General features: G+C 60.5%; 11 protein-coding genes. 8 read left to right on the top strand and 3 right to left on the bottom strand.

The genetic code is table 11. The features are described 5' to 3' along the window. Positions 1 to 129 precede the first annotated feature (129 nt). Positions 130 to 2,142 (top strand): ShlB/FhaC/HecB family hemolysin secretion/activation protein, encoded by a 2,013-nt coding sequence (locus RIG82_10650; protein MEQ9461397.1) that lies wholly within the window; start codon positions 130 to 132, stop codon positions 2,140 to 2,142. Positions 2,143 to 2,391: 249 nt separating this feature from the next. Continuing rightward, positions 2,392 to 11,001: a filamentous hemagglutinin N-terminal domain-containing protein gene (locus tag RIG82_10645; GenBank protein MEQ9461396.1), complete on the top strand. Its 8,610-nt coding sequence runs from the start codon at positions 2,392 to 2,394 to the stop codon at positions 10,999 to 11,001. A 183-nt stretch (positions 11,002 to 11,184) separates the two neighbouring features. Here the strand turns inward: RIG82_10645 and RIG82_10640 are convergent, their stop codons facing one another. Beyond that, on the bottom strand, positions 11,185 to 11,373 hold the full coding sequence (locus RIG82_10640; GenBank protein MEQ9461395.1) for a hypothetical protein: 189 nt from the start codon (positions 11,371 to 11,373) through the stop codon (positions 11,185 to 11,187). Here RIG82_10640 and RIG82_10635 point away from each other — a divergent pair. Beyond that, positions 11,372 to 11,590 (top strand): hypothetical protein, encoded by a 219-nt coding sequence (locus RIG82_10635; GenBank protein ID MEQ9461394.1) that lies wholly within the window; start codon positions 11,372 to 11,374, stop codon positions 11,588 to 11,590. The genes RIG82_10640 and RIG82_10635 overlap by 2 nt on opposite strands. A gap of 68 nt (positions 11,591 to 11,658) precedes the next feature. On the opposite strand, the gene RIG82_10630 is transcribed toward RIG82_10635, so the two are convergent. After that, positions 11,659 to 13,410 carry a VWA domain-containing protein gene (locus RIG82_10630; protein ID MEQ9461393.1) on the bottom strand — a complete coding sequence of 584 codons (1,752 nt, stop codon included), beginning with the start codon at positions 13,408 to 13,410 and terminating at the stop codon, positions 11,659 to 11,661. Continuing rightward, complete coding sequence (locus RIG82_10625) at positions 13,407 to 14,828, bottom strand: magnesium chelatase (protein ID MEQ9461392.1); 1,422 nt, start codon at positions 14,826 to 14,828, stop codon at positions 13,407 to 13,409. Before RIG82_10625 ends, RIG82_10630 begins: the two co-directional genes overlap by 4 nt. Positions 14,829 to 14,955: 127 nt before the next feature. On the opposite strand from RIG82_10625, the gene RIG82_10620 reads away from it, so the two are divergent. The 5 genes from RIG82_10620 (at position 14,956) to RIG82_10600 (ending at position 20,242) form a co-directional block, all read left to right on the top strand. Continuing rightward, a complete protein-coding gene (locus RIG82_10620; protein ID MEQ9461391.1) occupies positions 14,956 to 15,810 on the top strand; it encodes an aldo/keto reductase in 855 nt (284 codons plus the stop codon). A 50-nt stretch (positions 15,811 to 15,860) separates the two neighbouring features. Further along, complete coding sequence (locus RIG82_10615; GenBank protein ID MEQ9461390.1) at positions 15,861 to 17,045, top strand: PQQ-dependent sugar dehydrogenase; 1,185 nt, start codon at positions 15,861 to 15,863, stop codon at positions 17,043 to 17,045. Beyond that, entirely contained in the window at positions 17,042 to 17,740 is a 699-nt protein-coding gene (locus RIG82_10610; GenBank protein ID MEQ9461389.1) for a type II secretion system protein, read from the top strand. The genes RIG82_10615 and RIG82_10610 overlap by 4 nt, the downstream gene beginning before the upstream one ends. Positions 17,741 to 17,900: 160 nt before the next feature. Continuing rightward, the gene (locus RIG82_10605) at positions 17,901 to 19,355 is read left to right on the top strand and encodes an ABC transporter substrate-binding protein (protein MEQ9461388.1); all 1,455 of its coding nucleotides are present in this window, start codon (positions 17,901 to 17,903) and stop codon (positions 19,353 to 19,355) included. Beyond that, entirely contained in the window at positions 19,352 to 20,242 is an 891-nt protein-coding gene (locus RIG82_10600) for a sugar ABC transporter permease (protein ID MEQ9461387.1), read from the top strand. Before RIG82_10605 ends, RIG82_10600 begins: the two co-directional genes overlap by 4 nt. Positions 20,243 to 20,245 lie beyond the last annotated feature (3 nt).

Below are 20,245 nucleotides of genomic sequence, written 5' to 3'. Positions count from 1 at the left end.
CTTGAATCTCTTCTGCTACCTTTCCGGGCAACCTCCATGGGGTATTGCTGAATGAAAACGGAACGAGAACGCGTATTGTCCAGGTCTGTCTCCGGAACGTCTGGCACGTCGCAACGATCACGGCTGGCCATGGCCGTGGCGGTGTGTGCGATGCTGACCGGCGGTGTGGCCCTTGGCCAGAACACCCCGGCACCTGTGGTGGGCCCACGCGGCACCATCCCAGACACCCCGCCGGGCGGTGAGACATCGAGCACTACGACTGAGAATGAACAACCGGTCACACGGCGAGCCACGCTGCGTGGACCGGTTTACACCATTCTGCAGTTCACCATTTCCTACGCACGGCCCAACCCGGGTCTTCCTTCGATCGAGTCGATCGAAGCCAAGAAGTTTCCACTCGGGTTCGTCGAGGGACGCTGGACTTCTCCGGCTCTGGCGTTGGACTACGGCGGAACCGTCGAGATGGTCAGTATCTCCCAACTGAATCTGGGCGATGCTTTGGCCGTTGGCGACTACGACGGCACTCGGGCTTACCACTTCACCGCAGTCGATGCGATCCTCGATGAGGTTCGTGCCGTGGTGAACGATGCGGGTTACATCGGCATCCGTACCATTCCCGATCCCAACGACATCACCATCCAGGGCGAAGACCTTCGCTCGGCGATGGATCAGCCCGTTGGGATCCTCATCCTGTCAGCTGAAGTGACTGCGACCAGGACGGTTGCCTCGGGCGAACGAGTCCCGACCTCTGACCGCATTGACAACCCCATGCATACGGGGATCCCGGCAGACTCGCCCATTCAGCCGACCGAGATGGATGCAGAGGTTGCCAACCCCCAGGCTTTGCTCACGAAGGAAAAACTTGACCGTTACCTGTTCCAGCTCAACCGTCACCCCGGACGCCGGGTCGATGTCGCTGTCTCGGCACTCGATGAGCCAGGAGCGGTTCAGCTCGATTATCTAGTCAACGAGAACAAGCCGTGGGTGCTCTACTACCAAGTGACCAATACCGGGACCGAAACGACCGAGGAGTTGCGGCACCGATTCGGCTTCGTTCACAATCAGCTCACGAGCAATGATGACATCCTGAGTCTTGATGCCATCGTTAGTTCGTTTGGCGACCCTGACTCCGAGGCCTACCTGGCAACGTATGAAGCTCCGCTGTTCTCGCCTCGGCTTCGCGGACGCGCTCATGCCTACTTCACGCAGTTTGACGCATCTGAAATTGGCCAAGCCAATGAAGACTTCGAGGGCGAGACGTACGGTGCCGACGGTCGCTTGGCCTGGAACTTCTACCAGCAGCAGAACTTCTTCCTGGACGCCCTAGCAGGTATTGATTACCGGCACATTATGGTTCGTAACAATGTGACCAGGCAACAGGGACGCACACAGTTCATCATTCCGTACATCGGTCTTGGGACCGAGATGATCACCGACACCAATCGTCTGGTGGGCGATGTTCGAGTGATGTGGAACCCGAACTTGGTGAACGAGGACTTCGCCGAACTTCAGGACCTCGGACGTGTCAAACCTGATGAAGACTGGGTGCTCCTGCGGGCGAATGCCTCGTATTCGTTCTACCTAGAGCCCCTGCTCTTCCCGAACTCGTGGGAAGACCCAAGCACACCAAGGACCTCAACGCTAGCCCACGAAGTCCTGCTCAGAGCAACCGGTCAGTTCACTGAATCACGACTGGTGCCTCAGTTCGAGGGGATCCTCGGCGGGTTGTACACGGTTCGTGGCTATCCGGAGGCCCTGACCGCGGGTGATAACACGCTCTTCGTGTCTGCTGAATATCGGTTCCATATTCCCAGAATGTTCCCTGTCGACCGAACACCCGACATGGAGTTGTTCGGTGAGCCGTTCCGTGTGGCTCCTCAGGAAGTCTACGCTCAGCCTGATTGGGACTTGGTCTTGAAGTCATTTGTTGACTACGGCATGGTCCGCCTCAACGACAAGACGACCGGCGAGCAGGACGATGATCTTCTCAGTGCTGGCGTTGGTGTTGGGTTCCTCTTCAAGAAGAACCTGAGCATCGATGTCGATCTGGGCTTTGCCATCAACGACGCGCAGCAAGGATTGGCTAACGAAGTCGAGCCGGGCGACACCGAACTCCACTTCAGTCTGACCGTACTTTATTGATCTGACTAAACATTGATGCGGTGTATGCCGCTTAGGTGCTACCAAAAGACATGAGACTGGACGCGCTACAAATCGAGTCACCGGCAACTGCAAGCGGATTCCCCGCTCGCGTCTTGCTGGCTCTCGACAGTGAGCCCCGTCGTTCCGTGGTGTGGATGAACCAGAACCTGAGCAGCGACCGGAAGTCGTTGCCTGTGACCGGTGTGGGCCGACCCCGCTGTGCTCACGCTAAGTGAAGGATGATTGAACATGATGTCCGAGAAGACCTCTGATCGACCCCGCGTCCTCTCGTTTCCTTACCGTCGCCTGCTGGCGGTGCTGCCCCTCGCTGCGGTCTCCGGCATGGGCGCTACGGCATTTGGCCAGACCACTGGTTCAAACGACCCGGGCATGACCGATACCGGCGGCGCGAGCCGTGTTATCACGACGACAATCGATAACGCCATCATCAATCACCGAACCCTTGGCGTGAACGTCAATGAGAGCCTGCACTTTGCTCAGCCGACGAACACTTCACGAGTCCTCAACCGTGTGCAGGCGATCCAGCCTACGCACATCAACGGGACGCTGACCTCCAACGGCTTCGTCTACATCGCCAACCCGGCGGGTGTCTACGTCGGCCCCAATGGTCTGGTGAACGTCGGCGGGATCTACGCCGCCGCCGGCAACATCACTGACAGCAACTTCCTTAATAACGTCAACCACTTCAGCAATCTCACTGGCGAAGTGATCAACCACGGCACGATCCACACCAGTGGCACCGCCGCTCTGATCGGTCAGCGGGTCGCCAATCACGGCTCGATCCTCTCGACCAACGGCCTGCTCATCATGGCCGCTGGCGATGAGGTCATCCTCCAGCCGCGCAACGGCCACATCATGGTCAAGTTCCCCGCAGGAACCTCCACCGATGACGGTCAGACCTCCCTGGTCAACAACGGGGTGCTCGACGCTGGCGACGAAGGTGCCGTCATCCTCGGCTCCAGTGACATGTACGGCCTCGCTCTGCACCAGGCCGGCTCGATCAAAGCCAAGACCGTCAAGATCGCCGCCGAAGAAGGCCGCGCTCAAGTCAGCGGAACCATCTCCGCCACCGACAAGGCTCAGGTTACTGCCAAAGAACTTGTCGTCGCTGATGCCGACATCTCGGCTAGCAACGAAATCAACATCGGTGGCGAATACAAGGGTGGCGGCGAGCTCGCCACCGCACAGACGACTTTCGTCAGCGACACCTCAAGTCTTACTGTCGGTGAAGGCGGAACTGTGACCGTCTGGGGCGACTTGGCCACGGGCTTCTACGGCAGCATCCTGGCACCAGGCGGCTTTGCTGAAGTCTCCGGCGGCTACCTCGAAGTTGACCTCAGTAACATCGTGGCGGCAACTCTCCTTCTCGACCCGTTCGACGTAACTATCTCTGCAGGCGCTAGCGCCAACGGTGCATTCACACTCGGAACTTGGGATCCCAGCGCAACCGGATCCAATGTCGATGTCGCCGACATCGTCGGCCTGCTAAATGCTGGCACCTCGGTCACCATCGAAACGACCACTGGTGGTGGCGGTGAAAACGGTGATGTCACACTCTCTGCCGACCTCATTCCTAACCTCGCTGGCGGTGAAGCCACCTTCATCATCAATGCTGCTGGCGGCATCACCATCAGCAACGTGATCACCGCGTCCGGCGATCAACTCAATGTTGATTTCAACGCTGGCGGGGCCGTCGCAGTCAACGCCAACATCACGACCAACGGCGGTGACTTCACTTCCGACGGCACGACCTTCACCAGCACGGCCACCATCAACGCTGGCGCTGGCTTGGTGACCATCAATCACTCCGGTGCCGTTGACCTGGGCTCGATCACGGGCGGCGCAACTAACGTGATCGCTGGTACCGGCGGGATCAGCGATGGCGCGGGTGGCGTTTTGACACTGGGCGACTTGACCCTCACCGACAGCGACGGAAGCGGGATCACCCTTGACACCGCGACCAGCACATTCGGGACGCTGACCTTCACTTCGGCCGGCGTGGTCGCCATCACCGAGAACGCCGCGATCAACCTAGCCGGAGCCAGCACCGCGGGCAGCCTTGATCTCAACTCCACAGCCACGATCGTCGATAACGCTGGCGCGACTCTCGTGGTGACTGGTCTTGCCGACTTCGATGGCACAATCATCACGCTGAACAACGCGACCAGCCATACTTTTGGCACCCTGACATTCAACTCTGCGGGTGCGGTGACGATCGATGAGAACAACGCCACTGACTTGGCCGGTACCAGCACCGCTCTGAGCCTTGACCTCAACTCCGGCGGAGCCGTCACGGGCACCGGTGCCACCCTCACCGTCACCAACCTCGCTGACTTCGCCGATACCGGCGGAGCTGGCATCACACTCGACGGCACCAACGCCTTCGGAACGCTAACCTTCAACTCCACCGGCGCCGTGGCTGTCACCGAATCAAACGCCACCGACCTCGCCGGGACCAGCACCGCGGGTAGCCTTGACCTCAACTCCGGCGGGGCCGTCACCGGCACCGGTGCCACCCTCACCGTCACCAACCTCGCTGACTTCGCCGACACCGGCGGGGCTGGCATCACACTCGATGGCACCAACGCCTTCGGAACGCTCACCTTCAACTCCACCGGTGCCGTCGTCGTCAACGAATCCGACGCCACCGACCTCGCCGGGACCAGCACCGCGGGTAGCCTTGACCTCAACTCCGGTGGAGCCGTCACCGGCACTGGAGCCACCCTCACCGTCACCAACCTCGCTGACTTCGCCGATACCGGCGGGGCCGGCATCACCCTCGATGGCACCAATGCCTTCGGAACACTCACCTTCAACTCCACCGGTGCCGTCGTCGTCAACGAATCCGACGCCACGGCTATTGCCGGTTCCAATACGGCGAACTCACTGGACGTGAACTCCAGCGGCGCACTGACGGATGCCGGTGGTTCCGACATTACAGTGGTCGGCTTGGCTGATTTCGCGGGCACAACCATCACGCTAAATGACACCAACGCCTTTGGCACCCTGACCTTCAACTCAGCCGGCGCCGTGGTGATCAGCGAGACTGATGCCACCAACCTCGCCGGCACCAGCACAGCACTGAACCTTGACCTCAACTCCGGCGGGGCCCTCACCGGAACCGGCGCGACCCTCACCGTCACCAACCTTGCCGATTTTGCCGATACCGGTGGCGCCGGCATCACCCTTGACGGCACCAACGCCTTCGGGACCCTCACCTTCAACTCCACCGGTGCGGTGGTGGTCAATGAGACCGATGCGACGAGCCTGGAAAGTGCGAACACCGCCCTCAGCCTCGACCTGAACTCAGGCGGAGCCGTCAGCGTCATTGGCGCGACACTCTCGGTGACTAATCTCGCCGACTTTGCCGACACCGGCGGCGCAGGCATCACGATTAGTGGTGCCAGCGATTTCGGCACCCTGACCTTCAACTCAACCGGTGCCGTGGTGATCACCGAGACTGATGCCACCGACCTTGCTGGCACCAGCACCGCTGGTAGCCTAGACCTCAACTCTGGCGGGGCCCTCACCGGCACCGGCGCCACCCTCACTGTCACCAACCTAGCTGACTTCGCCGATGCCGGCGGCGCTGGTATCACCCTTGATGGCACCAACGCCTTCGGACAGGTGACCTTCAACTCCACCGGTGCCGTGGTGATTAATGAGACCGATGCGACGGATATCGCGGGCTCCAACACGGCAAACGCGCTGACAATCGTATCGGGCGGTGCCTTGACGGACGCTCCCGGTGCTGACATGACCGTCGTAGGCCTTGCAGACTTCACGGGCACCAGCATCTTGCTCGATGGCACCAATAACTTCGGCTCGGTGACTTACAACTCCGCTGGAGATGTGAGCATCACTCAGGCTGGAGCGATCGTCATCAGCGGCACAAACACCGCCGGAAGCTTAAGCCTCACCTCAACGGCAGGCACCATCACCGACGATGGGACCGCAGACCTGACGGTTACAGGCTTGGCGTCGTTCACTGGAACGGCTCTGACCCTTGATGACACCTACGCCTTTGGCACGCTGACCTTCAACTCAGCGGGTGCCGTGGCCATCACCGAGGCGGATGCCGCAACCATCGCAGGCACTAACACGGCACTGAGTCTGGACCTGAACTCTGGCGGGGCCATCAGCGACGCGCCAGGCGCAACGACGACTGTGACCAACCTCGCTGACTTCGCCGACACCGGCGGCGCCGGCATCACGCTCGATGGAATCAACTCTTTCGGTTCTCTGACATTCAACTCCACCGGCGCAGTCTCGATCTCGCAGAATGATTCCATCGATCTCGCCGGGTCGAATACCGCGAATACGCTGAACCTCATCAGTGTCAATGGTTCTCTGACTGACGCCGGCGGCGCCGATCTCACGGTGACCGGGCTGGCTGATTTTACGATCGACAACACCATCACCCTCGATGGCACCAACGCCTTCGGCCAGTTGACGTTTAACGCAGCTGGGGCCGTCGCCATCACCGAGTCTGATGCGACCGACCTCGCAGGAACCAACACGGCCCTCAGCCTCGACCTGAACTCTGGCGGGGCCATCACCGATGCAGGCGGTGCCTCACTGACTGTGACGCAGCTGGCTGATTTTGCTGACACCGGCGGCGCGGGCATCACCCTCGACGGGACGGTGGACGTCAGTGAGTTGACGGTGAACTCAACCGGTGATGTCGTGCTGATCGAGGCTAATGGTTTTGGCTTCGAGGGTGCAAACACCGCGGATAACCTCACGATCACGGTCACCAACGGTGCTATGCTCGATGGCGCTGGCTCGACACTGGCCGTCACAAGCCTGGCCACATTCACCGATATCTCAGGGGGCGGAATTACGCTCGACAACGCGGCCAGTCACGCCTTCGGCCAGCTGACGTTCAACGGCGGCGCGGTCACGATCGTTGAGAATGACGCCACTGATATCGCTGGCTCGAACAGCGCCACGTCACTTAACCTGACTTCCGGCGGAGCCCTGACCGATGCTGGTGGTGCTGACATCACGGTGGTAGGACTGGCCACTTTTGACGGCACCAGCATCACTCTGGACGGCACCAATGCCTTTGGCAGCCTCACCTTCAACTCGGCCGGTGCGGTCGCCATCACAGAAGCAGATGCCACCGATCTGGCCGGAACCAACACCGCCCTCAGCCTCGACCTGAACTCCGGAGGCGCGATCACCGATGTGGCCGGCTCCACACTGGTTGTGACCAACAACGCCGACTTTGCCGGAACCAGCATCAGCCTCTCGAACAACGTCCTGACAACTTTCGGAAGCCTGACGTTCAACTCAGCAGGCTCGGTCGTCGTGATTGAAACTGATGACACCAACTTCGCTGGCGCGAACACGGCCGACAGCCTGACGGTGGCATCACTCGGAGCCGTGGCGGACGACGGGGGCTCAACCCTCGCCGTGACCAACAACGCCACCTTCTCCGGCACCTCCATCACCCTTGATAACGCGGCCAGTCACACCTTCGGTGGACTGACCTTCAACTCCGGCGGCGCCGTGGCGATCGTCGAGAACGACGCCACCAACATCACCGGCAGCAACACGGCCAACTCGCTTAACCTCGACTCCGGCGGCGCGATCACCGATGCCTCAGGAGTCTCCATCACCGTCACCAACCTGGCCGACTTCGCCGACGCTGGTGGGGCTGGCATCACTCTCGGTGACAACGCTGGCGACACCCTCAGCTTCGGCACCACGACCTTCAACTCCACCGGTGCCGTCGCGATCGCTCAGGACAACGACATGACGATCGACGGGACCAACACCGCGTTGTCCGCCAACCTTGTGTCGGATGCCGGGATCTCGAACAGCGCCGGCTCATCCATCACTGTCACCAACCTCGCCATGCTCACCTCCTTGGGTGGTAATACTCAGATCAACGTGGGCAGTGCTGCCGGCGATACGGTCAACTTCGGACAGGTGACCTTCAACGCAAACAGCACCGTCACGATCCGCGAGGACAGCGCCACGGAAGTCGCCGGTACCAACACCTCTGGAACGCTCAACCTGTTCTCCACGGGCGACATCACCGATGCATCGGGCGTCTCCTTGACGACGACGGGTCCAGCCATTTTCAGCGGAACCAACATCACACTCGGTGACAACGGCGGTGACACCGTGAACTTCGACAGTCTGACATTTGTCTCGGGCGGCGCGGTCGTCATCACCGAAGACAGCTCGACCGAACTCCGTGCCGCTAGCTCAGCCAACTCCCTGATCTTGACTTCGGCAGGTGCCATCACCGACGAAACAGGTGTCGGCACGACGCTGAATGTCACTGGCTCCGCCACGTTCGACACCAACACCCTTGGCGGGACCTCGATCACGCTCGGTGAGACCGATGAACTGCACAACTTTGGCAGCCTGACGTTCGTGGCACCTGATACCGGTGCAGGCGTCGTCACCATCGTCGAGCAGGACAGCATGAACATCAACGATGGAAGTGATGGCGGCTTCCTGTTCCTGACCTCGGATACGGGCAGCATCACGACCGCTTCCGGTGGCATCTCGGTGACCACCGGCAGCATTGTCCTCAGTGCCCTGACGGACATCACCGTCGCTGGCGACCTGAGCACCGATGTCTTTAACCTCGGTATCACACTCTTCTCAGACAGTGCCAGCACCGGAGCAGGTGGCGTCATCATTGATGCACCCGCTACGCTGAGCACCGAGGGCCAGATCATCTCGATCAACGGCGAGGATGTCGCCATCAATGGCCTCATCGATACCGACAACGGTGCCGGCAGCTTCGGGCCGGTTCAGTTCACGGAAACCGAGGGCGATGGCATCAACATCGGGCCCGCAGCCGCGACCGCCCTGATGGACATCTCCGACACCGAACTTGGTCAGATCACCGCCGGGATTGTGACCTTCAGCACCACTGGGACGATCACCATTGATGGTGTCACAGCAGGGAACACAGCCAACATCAACGGCGCCTTCAGCCCACTGACCTCTGGTGACATCGTGTTTGGCGGAACTGCCTCGACCATCACCAACGACCTCAATGCCCGTGCAGACCAGGGCATCGACGTCAATGTCGATCTCACCACCACCATGGGTAACATCACACTCAATGGCGATGCCAACGCGGCAAATGACGCTGGCGACGACGCCATCACCATCGCCGGTGGGGTCACGATCGACGCGGGCGGAAGCCTGACGCTCCTCGCACCGACTGGAGGCATTATTGGGTCCGGTGTCCTCACACTCCAGGCCGACAACGGCATCAACATCAACAGCAACCTGACTGCGGGCGGCGCAACCACGCTTGATGCTGACGAAGACGACGACGGCACCGGGCTTCTCAGCGTGCCCGGCGGCGTGACCGTCAACGCACCGACCTTCGATATCGACATCTTCGCTGGCGACATCGACCTGGACGGTCAGATCGGTGTCAATGCTGGTGCCAGCCCCGCGACGGTCAACATCACCGCGACTGGTGGTCAGGACATCCTCATCACCGATGCCGCCGATGAACCCGCTCCCGGAAGCGACGGCAACCTCACCCTGACCGGCGGAGCCGGCTCTGAGCTGGCCAGGATCTTCTCCAACGACCTGATGATTGCTACCGACGCCGGCACCAATGGCGATATCACCATCAACACCGTTGGCGGGACTCTCCCGGGTTCAACAGATATCGCTACCGCCTTCTGGATCAGTCAGAGCACGACGCTCAACGATGGCACTCTGACCTTCGATGCCGATGGTACCGGTGATTTCGCCATGACCCAACTGGCTCCAGGATCACCGATTGTTGATCGCTTCACGGTCGTCAACAGAGCTGGTAACGGCGGCTCACTGGTCATCAACGCTAATGATGTGACCGTAACCGACCTCACGGCCGCAACCGATGTCACCATCGCTGCTGTGGGCAACATCAACCTCCTGCGTCGTCCTTCTGGCACCACTCGGTTTGCTGACGGAACCGTCGCCAACGACTCAGGTGCTGACATCGTCGTCGGTAGGAGCATCATCCTGACCGGTGCGGCCCTCAACGAGACCGGAACCGGCGAGGAATACAAACTCTCATCCGTCCTCGAAGCCGCGACGATCACATTTAATGCAACCCTGGCTCCCATCGTGATCGGTCAGCCCTCAGAGGTCATCCTGACCTTTGCTCCTGGCTTCGTGATTGACGGTGCCTCCAGCGGGTCCTCGGCCAACGTCGCAACGGCCATCGCCGCCGCCTCGCCACGGATCGAGAACGCCGTCCTCATCGAGGACCTCCCCGTCAGCCAGGCAGCTATGGACCAGCTTGCTGAGATCAGCATCTTTGCACGCGACCACAGCTTCGAAGAGGTCGTAAGCTGGTTGGTCGGTCAGCGTCTGTACGACGACCTGCCCCGTACCGCCGCACCGCTGGGTCAGGCCGCCCGTGAGGTCGCCATCGGTCGCCTCAACCCAAGCCTGGTCGAGTCGGTGCTCAGCGACTACCAGAGCCTCATCAGCCGCCCGGCCACCGACGATCTCGGGCAGCCCATGTTCGATCCGACCACCGGTGAGGCCGTCATGATGGACCTCAAGCCGTTCGTCCGATCAACCCTCCAGTCGTCCTTCAACGCCTACATGGCCGACAGCGGCGGGTCCTTCGACCCCATGGCCTACCGCAGCTACCTCCAGGCCAACAACCCGCAGGCCTACGAGTACCTGCTAGGCGTCCAGCAGGTCGTCGAGGGCATCGAGCTCCTCGCCCTGCCCCCGGTCGAGAGCCAGACCGCGATCGATTCCCTGCTCCGCGGCCTCACGCCCGAGAACATGACGATCGATCAGCTCAAGGCAGCCGCCTCGGCGTCCCCGCAGGTCGCTCTGGCTCAGTAAGCCTTAAGAAACCTCCAAACCCTCATAACCGCGGCCCTCAGGGCCGCGGTTTTTTGTTGTGCACCCCGCTGTCACCCACGCTCCCGTAACAATCAGACCGGTTATAGCGATCATGCCGCTGAGGTTATGGGCGGATGCAGAAACCACGGCATAGATCGCGTCGAAGGACTGAATAACCCCTCCTCACGAGTCGATTCCTGTGGTGGTGCCGCCGGTGGGGCGCACCAGTCCCAGCCGGGCGTCCGGCGGGCATCGCACCTTCCTGAGGAGCACCGCCATGAACTGGAAGATCACGACCACTGCTTTGATTGCTTCGTTCGCCTTGCTGAGCACCGGATGCGAGATGTTCTCGTCGGACGATGGTTCCGACATGCGTTCGGCCTCGGCCTACACGCAGACCAACTCCTACGAGCAGGGCATCAACCTCTCGTCGAGTGACGGGCTGGGATTTGAACTCTTTGGCGTCATCGAACTGCAGCCCGACCGACTGGCCGCGCTGCAGACGCCTCGTGCTTTCCCCGGCGAAGACATCGGCAGCTTTGGTGTCCCGCAGAGCGGGTTCGCCGAAGTCGAAGTCTCGCTGGACTAAATAAAGCACAACCAAGCGAGGAGCAGCCCGCTGGCCTTCATCGGCCGGCGGGTTTCGCTATGCGCCCCTCACCCGATCACAGACCGCCGATGGTTGACGTAATCCCACACGACGTACCGATCAAGATCATGCCCTGCCGTAAAAAAAGCCCGCCCGCCTGTCGTCTGAGCCATCCGGTGACTAAACCGGATGTCGTCCTCATCCTGTGACCAGCTCGGCACGACAAACATGTTGATCGTGATCCCCTCCTGCTTGCAGAGCCTTGCCTCCCGGAGGGTCATCTCCTCCGTTCGTGGGTCCGGCGGATAGAGCATGTAGAGGTCCTGATCCTCATAGTGCGCCGTCGGCAAGCCATCCGAAATCAGCACCACCTGACGGTTCGGGGTGTCCTGAGCCGCCAACAAACGCCGAGCCAGTGACAACGCGTGCTGCATGTTCGTGAAGTGCTGAGGGACCCGATACTCATTCATCTCCGGGTCCGACATGTCGGCCCGCAAACGAACCACCGGGTCACGAATCGTCGGGACCTTCGGCATCATCGCCACCACCTCGCCGATCGTTCGAATCCGAGCGACCGAATACATCTCGATAAAGCCAAGATAGTCCCCCGGATACTCCGAGCGGATCAACCCATCCAGAGCCAGAGCCATCCGCTTGGCATCGACATATTGCCCGCCATGCCGCATCGAGCCCGACATATCGACAATAACCACCGTCGCGCACTTAGGGTTGTTCCGCGTGAGGTGAACCTCGATGTCCTCAGGCCGAAAACGCACCGGACCAGTGCTGCCGCCACCTTGCTGACGCAGCATGGCATTCGTGATCGTTGCCGGGATATCCATGTGCGCGATTGAATCACCAAACTCATAAGCACGAGTCCGCTGCGTCTCAACAGCCCCCTCGCCGGACAAATCCGCCTGATGCCGCCCAGTCTTGCCAGCGGACAGGTCAGCAAAGATCGTCCCAAGCACCCTGGACTGAAACAGCCGGTAAGCCTCCGGCGTCAGGTCATAACCGCCAGCCTCTCCACGCTCGAGCCCCTGGCGACGCGCCTGCTCGCGAATCATCTCCTCAACCTGCCGCTGAAACGCCTCAAGCTCCTCAATCTGACCGGGGTCCGCGAACTCACTTAGCTCATCCATATCAATGACGGCTAACTGAGCGTTCTCCATCGCCTGACGCAGCTGCTCGAGCAACTTGTCAATCTGTTCCAGTTCCGCCTTGATCTCAAGCGCCCGATCAACCGACATTTTATCGTGCCCTGTAAACCGATAATCCGAGGCCAGCTTCTCGACCTGATACAACCGACCAAGCTCCTCCATCAGGTGAAGCAGCCCCGTCGCAAACGCAGACCCCTCATCCTCTTGTCGGTACCACAGCTTCTTTAGCTCCGCGTACTGAAAACCCTCGATGGCTGAGCGATAAGCCTTGCGCGATTTTCGAGGCGGATCAAGTGACGCCGCGTGATCCAGATACGCATTCTCGGCCTTCAAGCGAGCATGCGCAGTCTCGTAGGTCTCAAGAATCTTGCGCTTGCGTTCCTCAAGCATGGCGATCAAGGATTCAAGACTAGGTCCCAACCCCTGAATCTGGCTAGGGTCCAGGTGAATCGCGTTAGCCAACTCTTCCTCAGAGAAGCGACGCATCGACCCATACGTCAGCATGTGTTCCATGCCCAACGACGCCAGATCGCCCTGTTGCTCCATGTTGGAGATCGGCCCCGGCAGCTCCACCGGGTCATAGCCCTGATAGGTGTGGATGACGCCTCCAGCGTGACGCCCACGCCAAGATTGCCTGGATGAATAGGGTGCTTTGCTCATAACTCGTAGGCAATCCTGCCGTGGTCTTGCCGACGGCTGATCCGCTCCGTCGCATACAAGCCGGCAAGGACAAACTCGACGCATGCTGCCCGCATCTGTGGTTGACTGGCGGAGTTGACCTCAAACGCCTTCTCCCACGCAGGCGGGACGTGCCGCAGAGCGTGCTCATAAGCCTCCGAAGGCAGCATATCGCCCACCTCAATACGCACACCCTCTCGGAAGATCGCACTGATCTCCTCGAGCCCATGCTGATCGACATACTCATCAAAGAGGGTCCGGATTGCCTCGGCGACAATCGCATCAAAGACCTGCTTCTCGCTCATCTGGTGCGAGCCCATCATGTCAAGCTCTAGCTTGCCCAGACTCGATGCGTAGAGGTGCCCGAGATCAGATATCCGTGGAACAGCTGGCGTCTCATTCAACACTGCCCCACGACGCCTTGCCGAAGACACCATCGTCGCGTAGTTCGCGCTGCTAAACCGCGCCGAGACACCGGAGTGATGATCCACATAGCGAGATGCCCTTGCCGCGATGGTGATCTGCTCGATCAGCTGTCGCATGAAATACGGAACCGCCACCGGCACATCACCCTCCAACGAAACCGGTGCCTCCTGAGCCGTAATCTGAATCCCCAGATCACGGTCCTGTGGGTAGTGCGTATGAATGACCGAGCCAATGCGATCCTTGAGCTGCGGGATCACCTTCCCAGACCGGTTGTAAGTCGAGGGATTCGCAGAGAACAGAATCATGATGTCGAGATCAAAGCTGATCGGATAACCACGGATCTGCACATCGCGCTCTTCGAGGATATTAAAAAGCCCGACCTGAACCAGCTCATCAAGCTCCGGCAGCTCGTTCATCGCGAAGATCGCCCGGTGCATCCGTGGGATCAACCCAAAATGCAACGCCTCCTCCGCCGACATGCTCACACCCGACGCCAGCTTGGAAGGATCGATCTCGCCGATGATGTCGGCAAACTTGGTGCCCGGTGCCAGTCGTTCCGCATACCGATGCTCGCGGTCCCACCAGCCGATCCGCACTTCCTCGGGAGGCAGGCTGGCGATCAGCTCCTTGCCCACCCGAGAAATCGGCGCAAATGGATCCTCATGCACGGGCATCTCCGGGTGATCGATGTACGGCACCGACTCATCGAGGAACTGAACCAGCGCACGCATCAGCCGACTCTTCGCCTGCCCCTTCTCGCCGAGAAAGAGCATGTCATGCTGCGCCAGCAACGCCAGCACAATCTCGGGAATCACTGTGTCTTCGTAGCCAATGATGCCGGGGAACATCTCCTGATCCCCCCGCAGCATCTTCATGAGATTGTCATGGATCTCCCGCTTGACCGGTTTGGAAACCCAGCCCGAAGAGCGAAGGTCAGCGAGTGTGGCAGGACGCATGGAGGTCGTCGTAGTCATGCCCTAAGGATAGCGCAGGTCCACGGCCGGGGGGCGATCTCTCGTCGAGAACCAGAATAATCGACACCACCCGGTCACAGGCAATCGCCCACGTTATCCTTGTATGTCTTGACGAAAGGCGTACATCATGGAACAGCGAAAACTCGGAAAGACCGGTCTTGAGGTCTCCATCCTCGGGTTCCCCGGCATCGCCCTCAAGGGTCAGCAACAGGAGCCCGCCAATGCCATCGTCGCCGAAGCCCTCGAAGCCGGGATCACCTACTTCGACATCGCCCCGGGCTATGGCGACGCCCAGGAGCAACTTGGTCCGGCACTCCAAGGACACCGCGACGGTGTCGTCCTCAACTGCAAGACCATGCACCGAACCGCCAAGGACGCCATGGCCGACCTGGAACGATCTCTGAGCTTCCTGAGAACCGACCACTTCGACGTCTATCAGTTCCACGCTGTGACCACCGATGAAGAAGTCGATCAGATCCTCGCACCCGGCGGGGCCCTGGAGGCGTATCACAAGGCTCGCGAACAAGGCAAAATCCGCCACATCGGCCTCAGCGCCCACAACGAAGCTGCAGCCATCCGACTCATCGAAACAGGCATCATCGAAACCGCCCTGTTCCCCATCAACTACGCCGCTTGGCTTCAAGGCGGATTCGGTCCCGCCCTCTTGGAGATATGCCATCAACACGACGTTGGCGTCCTCGCCATCAAGTCCCTCGCCCGACGACGATACGACGAGGGGGAAGAAAATCCGCATCCAGACCGAGTGTGGTATGTCCCCGAAGACCGCATCGAGCTCGCTCACCTTCAACTCCGCTTCACCCTCAATCAGCCCGGCGTCTGCGCCGCCATTCCCCCCGGCCTGCCCGATCTGATGAGATTGGCGATTGGCTTCACCCAGAACACCGCCCCTCTGACCCAAGATGAGCTTATGACCCTTCAACAAGCCGTTTCCCGCGAGCATGAACCCGTCTTCCGCTCCTAGGATGATGACAACAAGCACCTGGACCGATTGGTCTCCACTGGAGTTGCCCGATGTCACGAGCCTCAATCCTGCTGATGTTTTGCCTCTGCCCGCTGCTCCAGGTCTCAACCGCCTGCGGGCAGGAGTACCCTCAAGGCCCCATCACACCAACCGCTGAGGTCCCCGAAGAACCCAACTGGCGAGCCGAGACCGTGATCGAGGGGCTCGAACGACCATGGGGCATCGCCTGGCTCCCCAACCAGGACGCCATGCTCATCACCGAACGCGCCGGACGACTCCGCCTCGTCGTCAACGGCGAACTGATCAATCAGCCCGTTGGCGGACTCCCTCCCATCCTCGCTCACGGCCAGGGCGGACTGATGGACATCTCGCTCCACCCGGATTTCACCAACAACCGCTGGGTCTACCTCACGCTCTCTCAAGGTACCAAGGACGCCAACCACACCGTTCTGGTCCGTGGTGTCCTGAGTCAAGACCTCTCGCAACTCTCACAAGTCCAGAACCTCTTTGAAGTCTCTCAGCTGAAAAAGGGCGGACAACACTTCGGTTCACGACTCCTCTGGCTCGCCGACGGGTCACTTCTCATGTCCATCGGCGACGGCGGGAACCCCCCTTCCTCAGTCGATGGAAAACTCACGCGCCTCTACGCCCTCGACCTCGACAGCCACTTCGGCAAGACCGTCCGTCTGACTGATGAAGGCGAGTCCGCACCCGGCAACCCCTTTACCGACCGGCCAAACGCCTTCCCCGAGGTCTACACCTACGGCCACCGCAACATCCAGGGAATGGACCTGGACCCAGCCACCGGCGTCATCTACGTCTCCGAGCACGGAGCCCGAGGCGGAGATGAACTCAACCAGCTCCAACCTGGCGGCAACTACGGCTGGCCCGCCGCCACCTACTCCATCGAATACTGGGGACCACGCATCTCGGACACCGCCACGATGCAAGGCACGATCGAACCCATGATCGTCTGGACCCCCAACCTCGCCCCATCCGGCCTCTGCTTTTACACCGGCGACCGCTACCCCAACTGGAAGGGCGACCTCTTCGCCGGCGGACTACGCATGCAACAGATCCGTCGGATCGACCTGGAAGACGGCCAGGTCGCCAACGAAACATCCCTGAAGTTCGATCAACGAGTCCGCGATGTCCGCCAGGGACCCGATGGCTTCATGTACGTCCTCACCGATGACGGCAACGGCAAGCTGCTCCGGATCGTGCCGACGCCGTGAGCCGTGCAACGCATACACACAACCCGGCCTTCACCCTGATCGAGCTACTCGTGGTGATCTCCATCATCGCCGTGCTCATCGGCATCCTGCTCCCCGCACTCGGTTCAGCCCGTGATGTCGCACGTTCCGCCCGCTGCCTGACCAACCTCCGCCAAGCCTACATCGGCATACGTCTCTACGCCGACGAGCACAGCGGACTCAGCCCGGCTCTCGGCCAACCCTACGGCCAGCGTCCCAACTGGGCTCTCGAAGTCCAGGCCCGAATGGGACGCCAAGGCCAGACTACTGCAGAGCTATACGACGCTGAATCCATCCTGGTCTGCCCAGCGACAGCAAGTATCAGCGAAGCAGTCATGACACGCACCTACGCCATCAACGCAACCGGCTATGCCGGTCTGCCAGGTGACCAGGCTGACTACGACAACGCCCCCGCTCCAGCTTTCATAGACCTGGACGGTGCTGTTCAGCAATCCAGCATTCCCCTGCTCATCGATTCCGCCGCGTCTCCACCCGGACCCGATGAACCGCCGCCAAGCCGCACCACCAGCGTCATCGACTTTCGCCAGCCCGGCCACGTCCCCGATCGAATCGGCCTCGTCCACGCTGGCGGCAAGTCCTTCAACCGTCTCATGCTCGACGGCTCCGCCGCAGCAGAGCAGCAGGTCGTCCCGCCAGCATGGCTGATCGGCTACTAGCCGTCCTGAAACCCCTCTCGTTTCATCATGTTTCATGCCACCTTCGTGCCACCCCACCATCACGACACCCGGTCACGCTACACTACGCTTGAATGATTGATACGGTTTCATAGAGACGCACAGCGACATTGTTTCATAACGGTTTCAGGAGTTCCTCTTCATGATCCTGCCCCCATGGTGTCGCCGAGTCTTCTTGTTGGCATGCGCGACCATTGTGGCGATCGCACTCACGGGTTGTGGCGACAGCCGGGACGATCGCACCGCCGACGGCCGCATCATCCTTCAATACTGGGAGAAATGGGGATCGTTTGAAGCCGAAGCCATGCGTCGTGTTGTCGATGACTACAACGCTTCCCAGGACCAAGTCCTCGTCAAGTTCCTGACCGTCAGCCAGATCGACCAGAAAGTCCTCCTCGCTACGGCGGGCGGAAACCCGCCGGACATCGCCGGACTCTGGGGGTACATGGTCCCCAGCTACGCCGAGAAAAACGCCCTCACCCCTCTCGACAGCTACATCGCAGAAGCTGGCATCAGCGGAGAAGACTACTACCCCGCCCTCTGGGAAACTGTCAGCCACCGCGGATTTGTCTGGGCTTTGCCCACAACGCCCGCCACCGTCGCACTCCACTACAACAAACAGCTTTTTGAAGAAGCCGGACTCGACCCCGAACGCCCCCCGCAATCAATCGCTGAACTCGACGCCATGGCCGAGAAACTCACCATCGTCGAACTCGAACGAGACGGACAAACAATCCAGGTCCGCTACAGCGACATGACGACTCAAGAACAAGCCGGCATCGCCGACGACTCAAGGGCAAGCGAGTTTCGCATCATCCAGTTGGGCCACTCCCCCACCTACCCCGGCTGGTGGCTACCCATGTGGGGCTACTGGTGGGACGCCTCGCTTGTAAACGACGACGGAACCAGAGTCACCCCCGCCTCCGAACCCAACCTCGACGCCATGCGCTGGATCGAGAGCTACACCGAGAAATATGGCAAGAACAACATGCTCGCTTTCGGCAGCTCTTTCGGCAACTTCGGCTCACCGCAGGAGCCATTCCTTGAGGGCCAGATCGCCATGGTCATCCAGGGCGTCTGGATGTACAACTTCATCGATCAGTTCGCCCCCCGGCTCGAATGGGGTGTCGCCCCCTTCCCCTCCGCCTACCCCAACACCACCCCCAAGGTCACCATCCTCGAGTCCGACGTCTTGGTCATCCCTAAAGGCGCCCGCCACCCAGATGCCGCCTTTGATTTTATCCGCTACGTCAACCAGCAAGGCCCGATGGAAAAACTCTGCCTCGGCCACCGCAAGTTCAGCCCGCTGGTTAAGACCAGCGAACGCTTCCTCCAGGATCACCCAAACCCCTACATCGAGGTCTTCATCGACCTCGCCTCCAGCCCCAACGCCCGCACCACCCCGCTCATCCCACTCTGGCAGGAGTACCTCTCCGAGATGAACGTCAGCATCAACTCGGTCTACCGCCAGGTCATCGAACCCGAACCCGCCATGGAACGGGTCGAGCAACGGATACAGAAAAAACTCGACCGCGCCGTCCGACGCTGGGAGCTGACCAAGGACGTCCGGCTCGCCGAATGGGAGCAGATGCGATGACCCCAGGCGAACGACAGAAACTCAGGCTCGGCCTTGCCTTCATTAGCCCGTGGATCATCGGGTTCGCCGTCTTCGGACTCTACCCCGTCGCCATGGCCGTCTACTTCTCATTCTGCGACTACGACATCCTCCGCAGCCCGATCCTGATCGGAACGGAGAACTACACCTACATGCTCCAGGACGAGATCTTCTGGCTCTCGCTCTGGAACACCGCCTACTACGCAGCCTTCGCCGTCCCACTCGGCCTCATCATGGCGCTGCTCTGCGCCGTCCTGCTCAACAAAGAGATCCTCGGCCGCTCGATCTTCCGCACCCTCTTCTACATCCCCGCTATCGTCCCGCTCGTGGGTGTCGCCATGATCTGGCTCTGGCTCTTCAACGGCCAGTTCGGACTGGTCAACTACGCCCTGAGCTACCTCTTCGGCATTCAAGGCCCCCTCTGGCTCGATGACCCCGCCTGGACCAAGAACACGCTCATCCTCTCACAGGTCTGGCAGATCGGCGGGACCATGGTCCTCTTCCTCGCCGGGCTCCAGGATGTCCCACGCTCACTCTACGAATCCGCCGAACTCGACGGGGCCAACAGCCTCCGAAAGTTCTGGAGCATCACCATCCCCATGGTCTCCCCCGTCATCTACTTCAACCTCATCATGGGCATCATCGGCGGGATGCAGGAGTTCGTGAAACCCTTCGTCATGCTGGGACCCGATGGCGGGCCCGAACGCTCCGCACTCCTCTACGCCGTCTATCTCTATCAAAACGCATTCACCTACAACAACATGGGCTACGCCTGCGCCATGGCCGTCGTGCTCTTCGGCATCATCCTCTTCCTAACCTGGCTCGCCCATGTCGGCATGCGACGCCACCTCTACTACGCCGGGGACTGATAC

The organism is Phycisphaeraceae bacterium, from assembly GCA_040222855.1.
Taxonomy (GTDB): domain Bacteria; phylum Planctomycetota; class Phycisphaerae; order Phycisphaerales; family Phycisphaeraceae; genus Mucisphaera.
This window is presented reverse-complemented; position numbering and strand designations above follow the sequence as displayed.

Coding starts and splice junctions, on each gene's coding strand:
- RIG82_10650 (MEQ9461397.1), top strand. CDS start 130: ATGGCCGTGGCGGTGTGTGCGATGCTGACCGGCGGTGTGGCCCTTGGC.
- RIG82_10645 (MEQ9461396.1), top strand. CDS start 2,392: ATGATGTCCGAGAAGACCTCTGATCGACCCCGCGTCCTCTCGTTTCCT.
- RIG82_10635 (MEQ9461394.1), top strand. CDS start 11,372: ATGCGTTCGGCCTCGGCCTACACGCAGACCAACTCCTACGAGCAGGGC.
- RIG82_10640 (MEQ9461395.1), bottom strand. CDS start 11,373: ATGTCGGAACCATCGTCCGACGAGAACATCTCGCATCCGGTGCTCAGC.
- RIG82_10630 (MEQ9461393.1), bottom strand. CDS start 13,410: ATGAGCAAAGCACCCTATTCATCCAGGCAATCTTGGCGTGGGCGTCAC.
- RIG82_10625 (MEQ9461392.1), bottom strand. CDS start 14,828: ATGACTACGACGACCTCCATGCGTCCTGCCACACTCGCTGACCTTCGC.
- RIG82_10620 (MEQ9461391.1), top strand. CDS start 14,956: ATGGAACAGCGAAAACTCGGAAAGACCGGTCTTGAGGTCTCCATCCTC.
- RIG82_10615 (MEQ9461390.1), top strand. CDS start 15,861: ATGTCACGAGCCTCAATCCTGCTGATGTTTTGCCTCTGCCCGCTGCTC.
- RIG82_10605 (MEQ9461388.1), top strand. CDS start 17,901: ATGATCCTGCCCCCATGGTGTCGCCGAGTCTTCTTGTTGGCATGCGCG.
- RIG82_10600 (MEQ9461387.1), top strand. CDS start 19,352: ATGACCCCAGGCGAACGACAGAAACTCAGGCTCGGCCTTGCCTTCATT.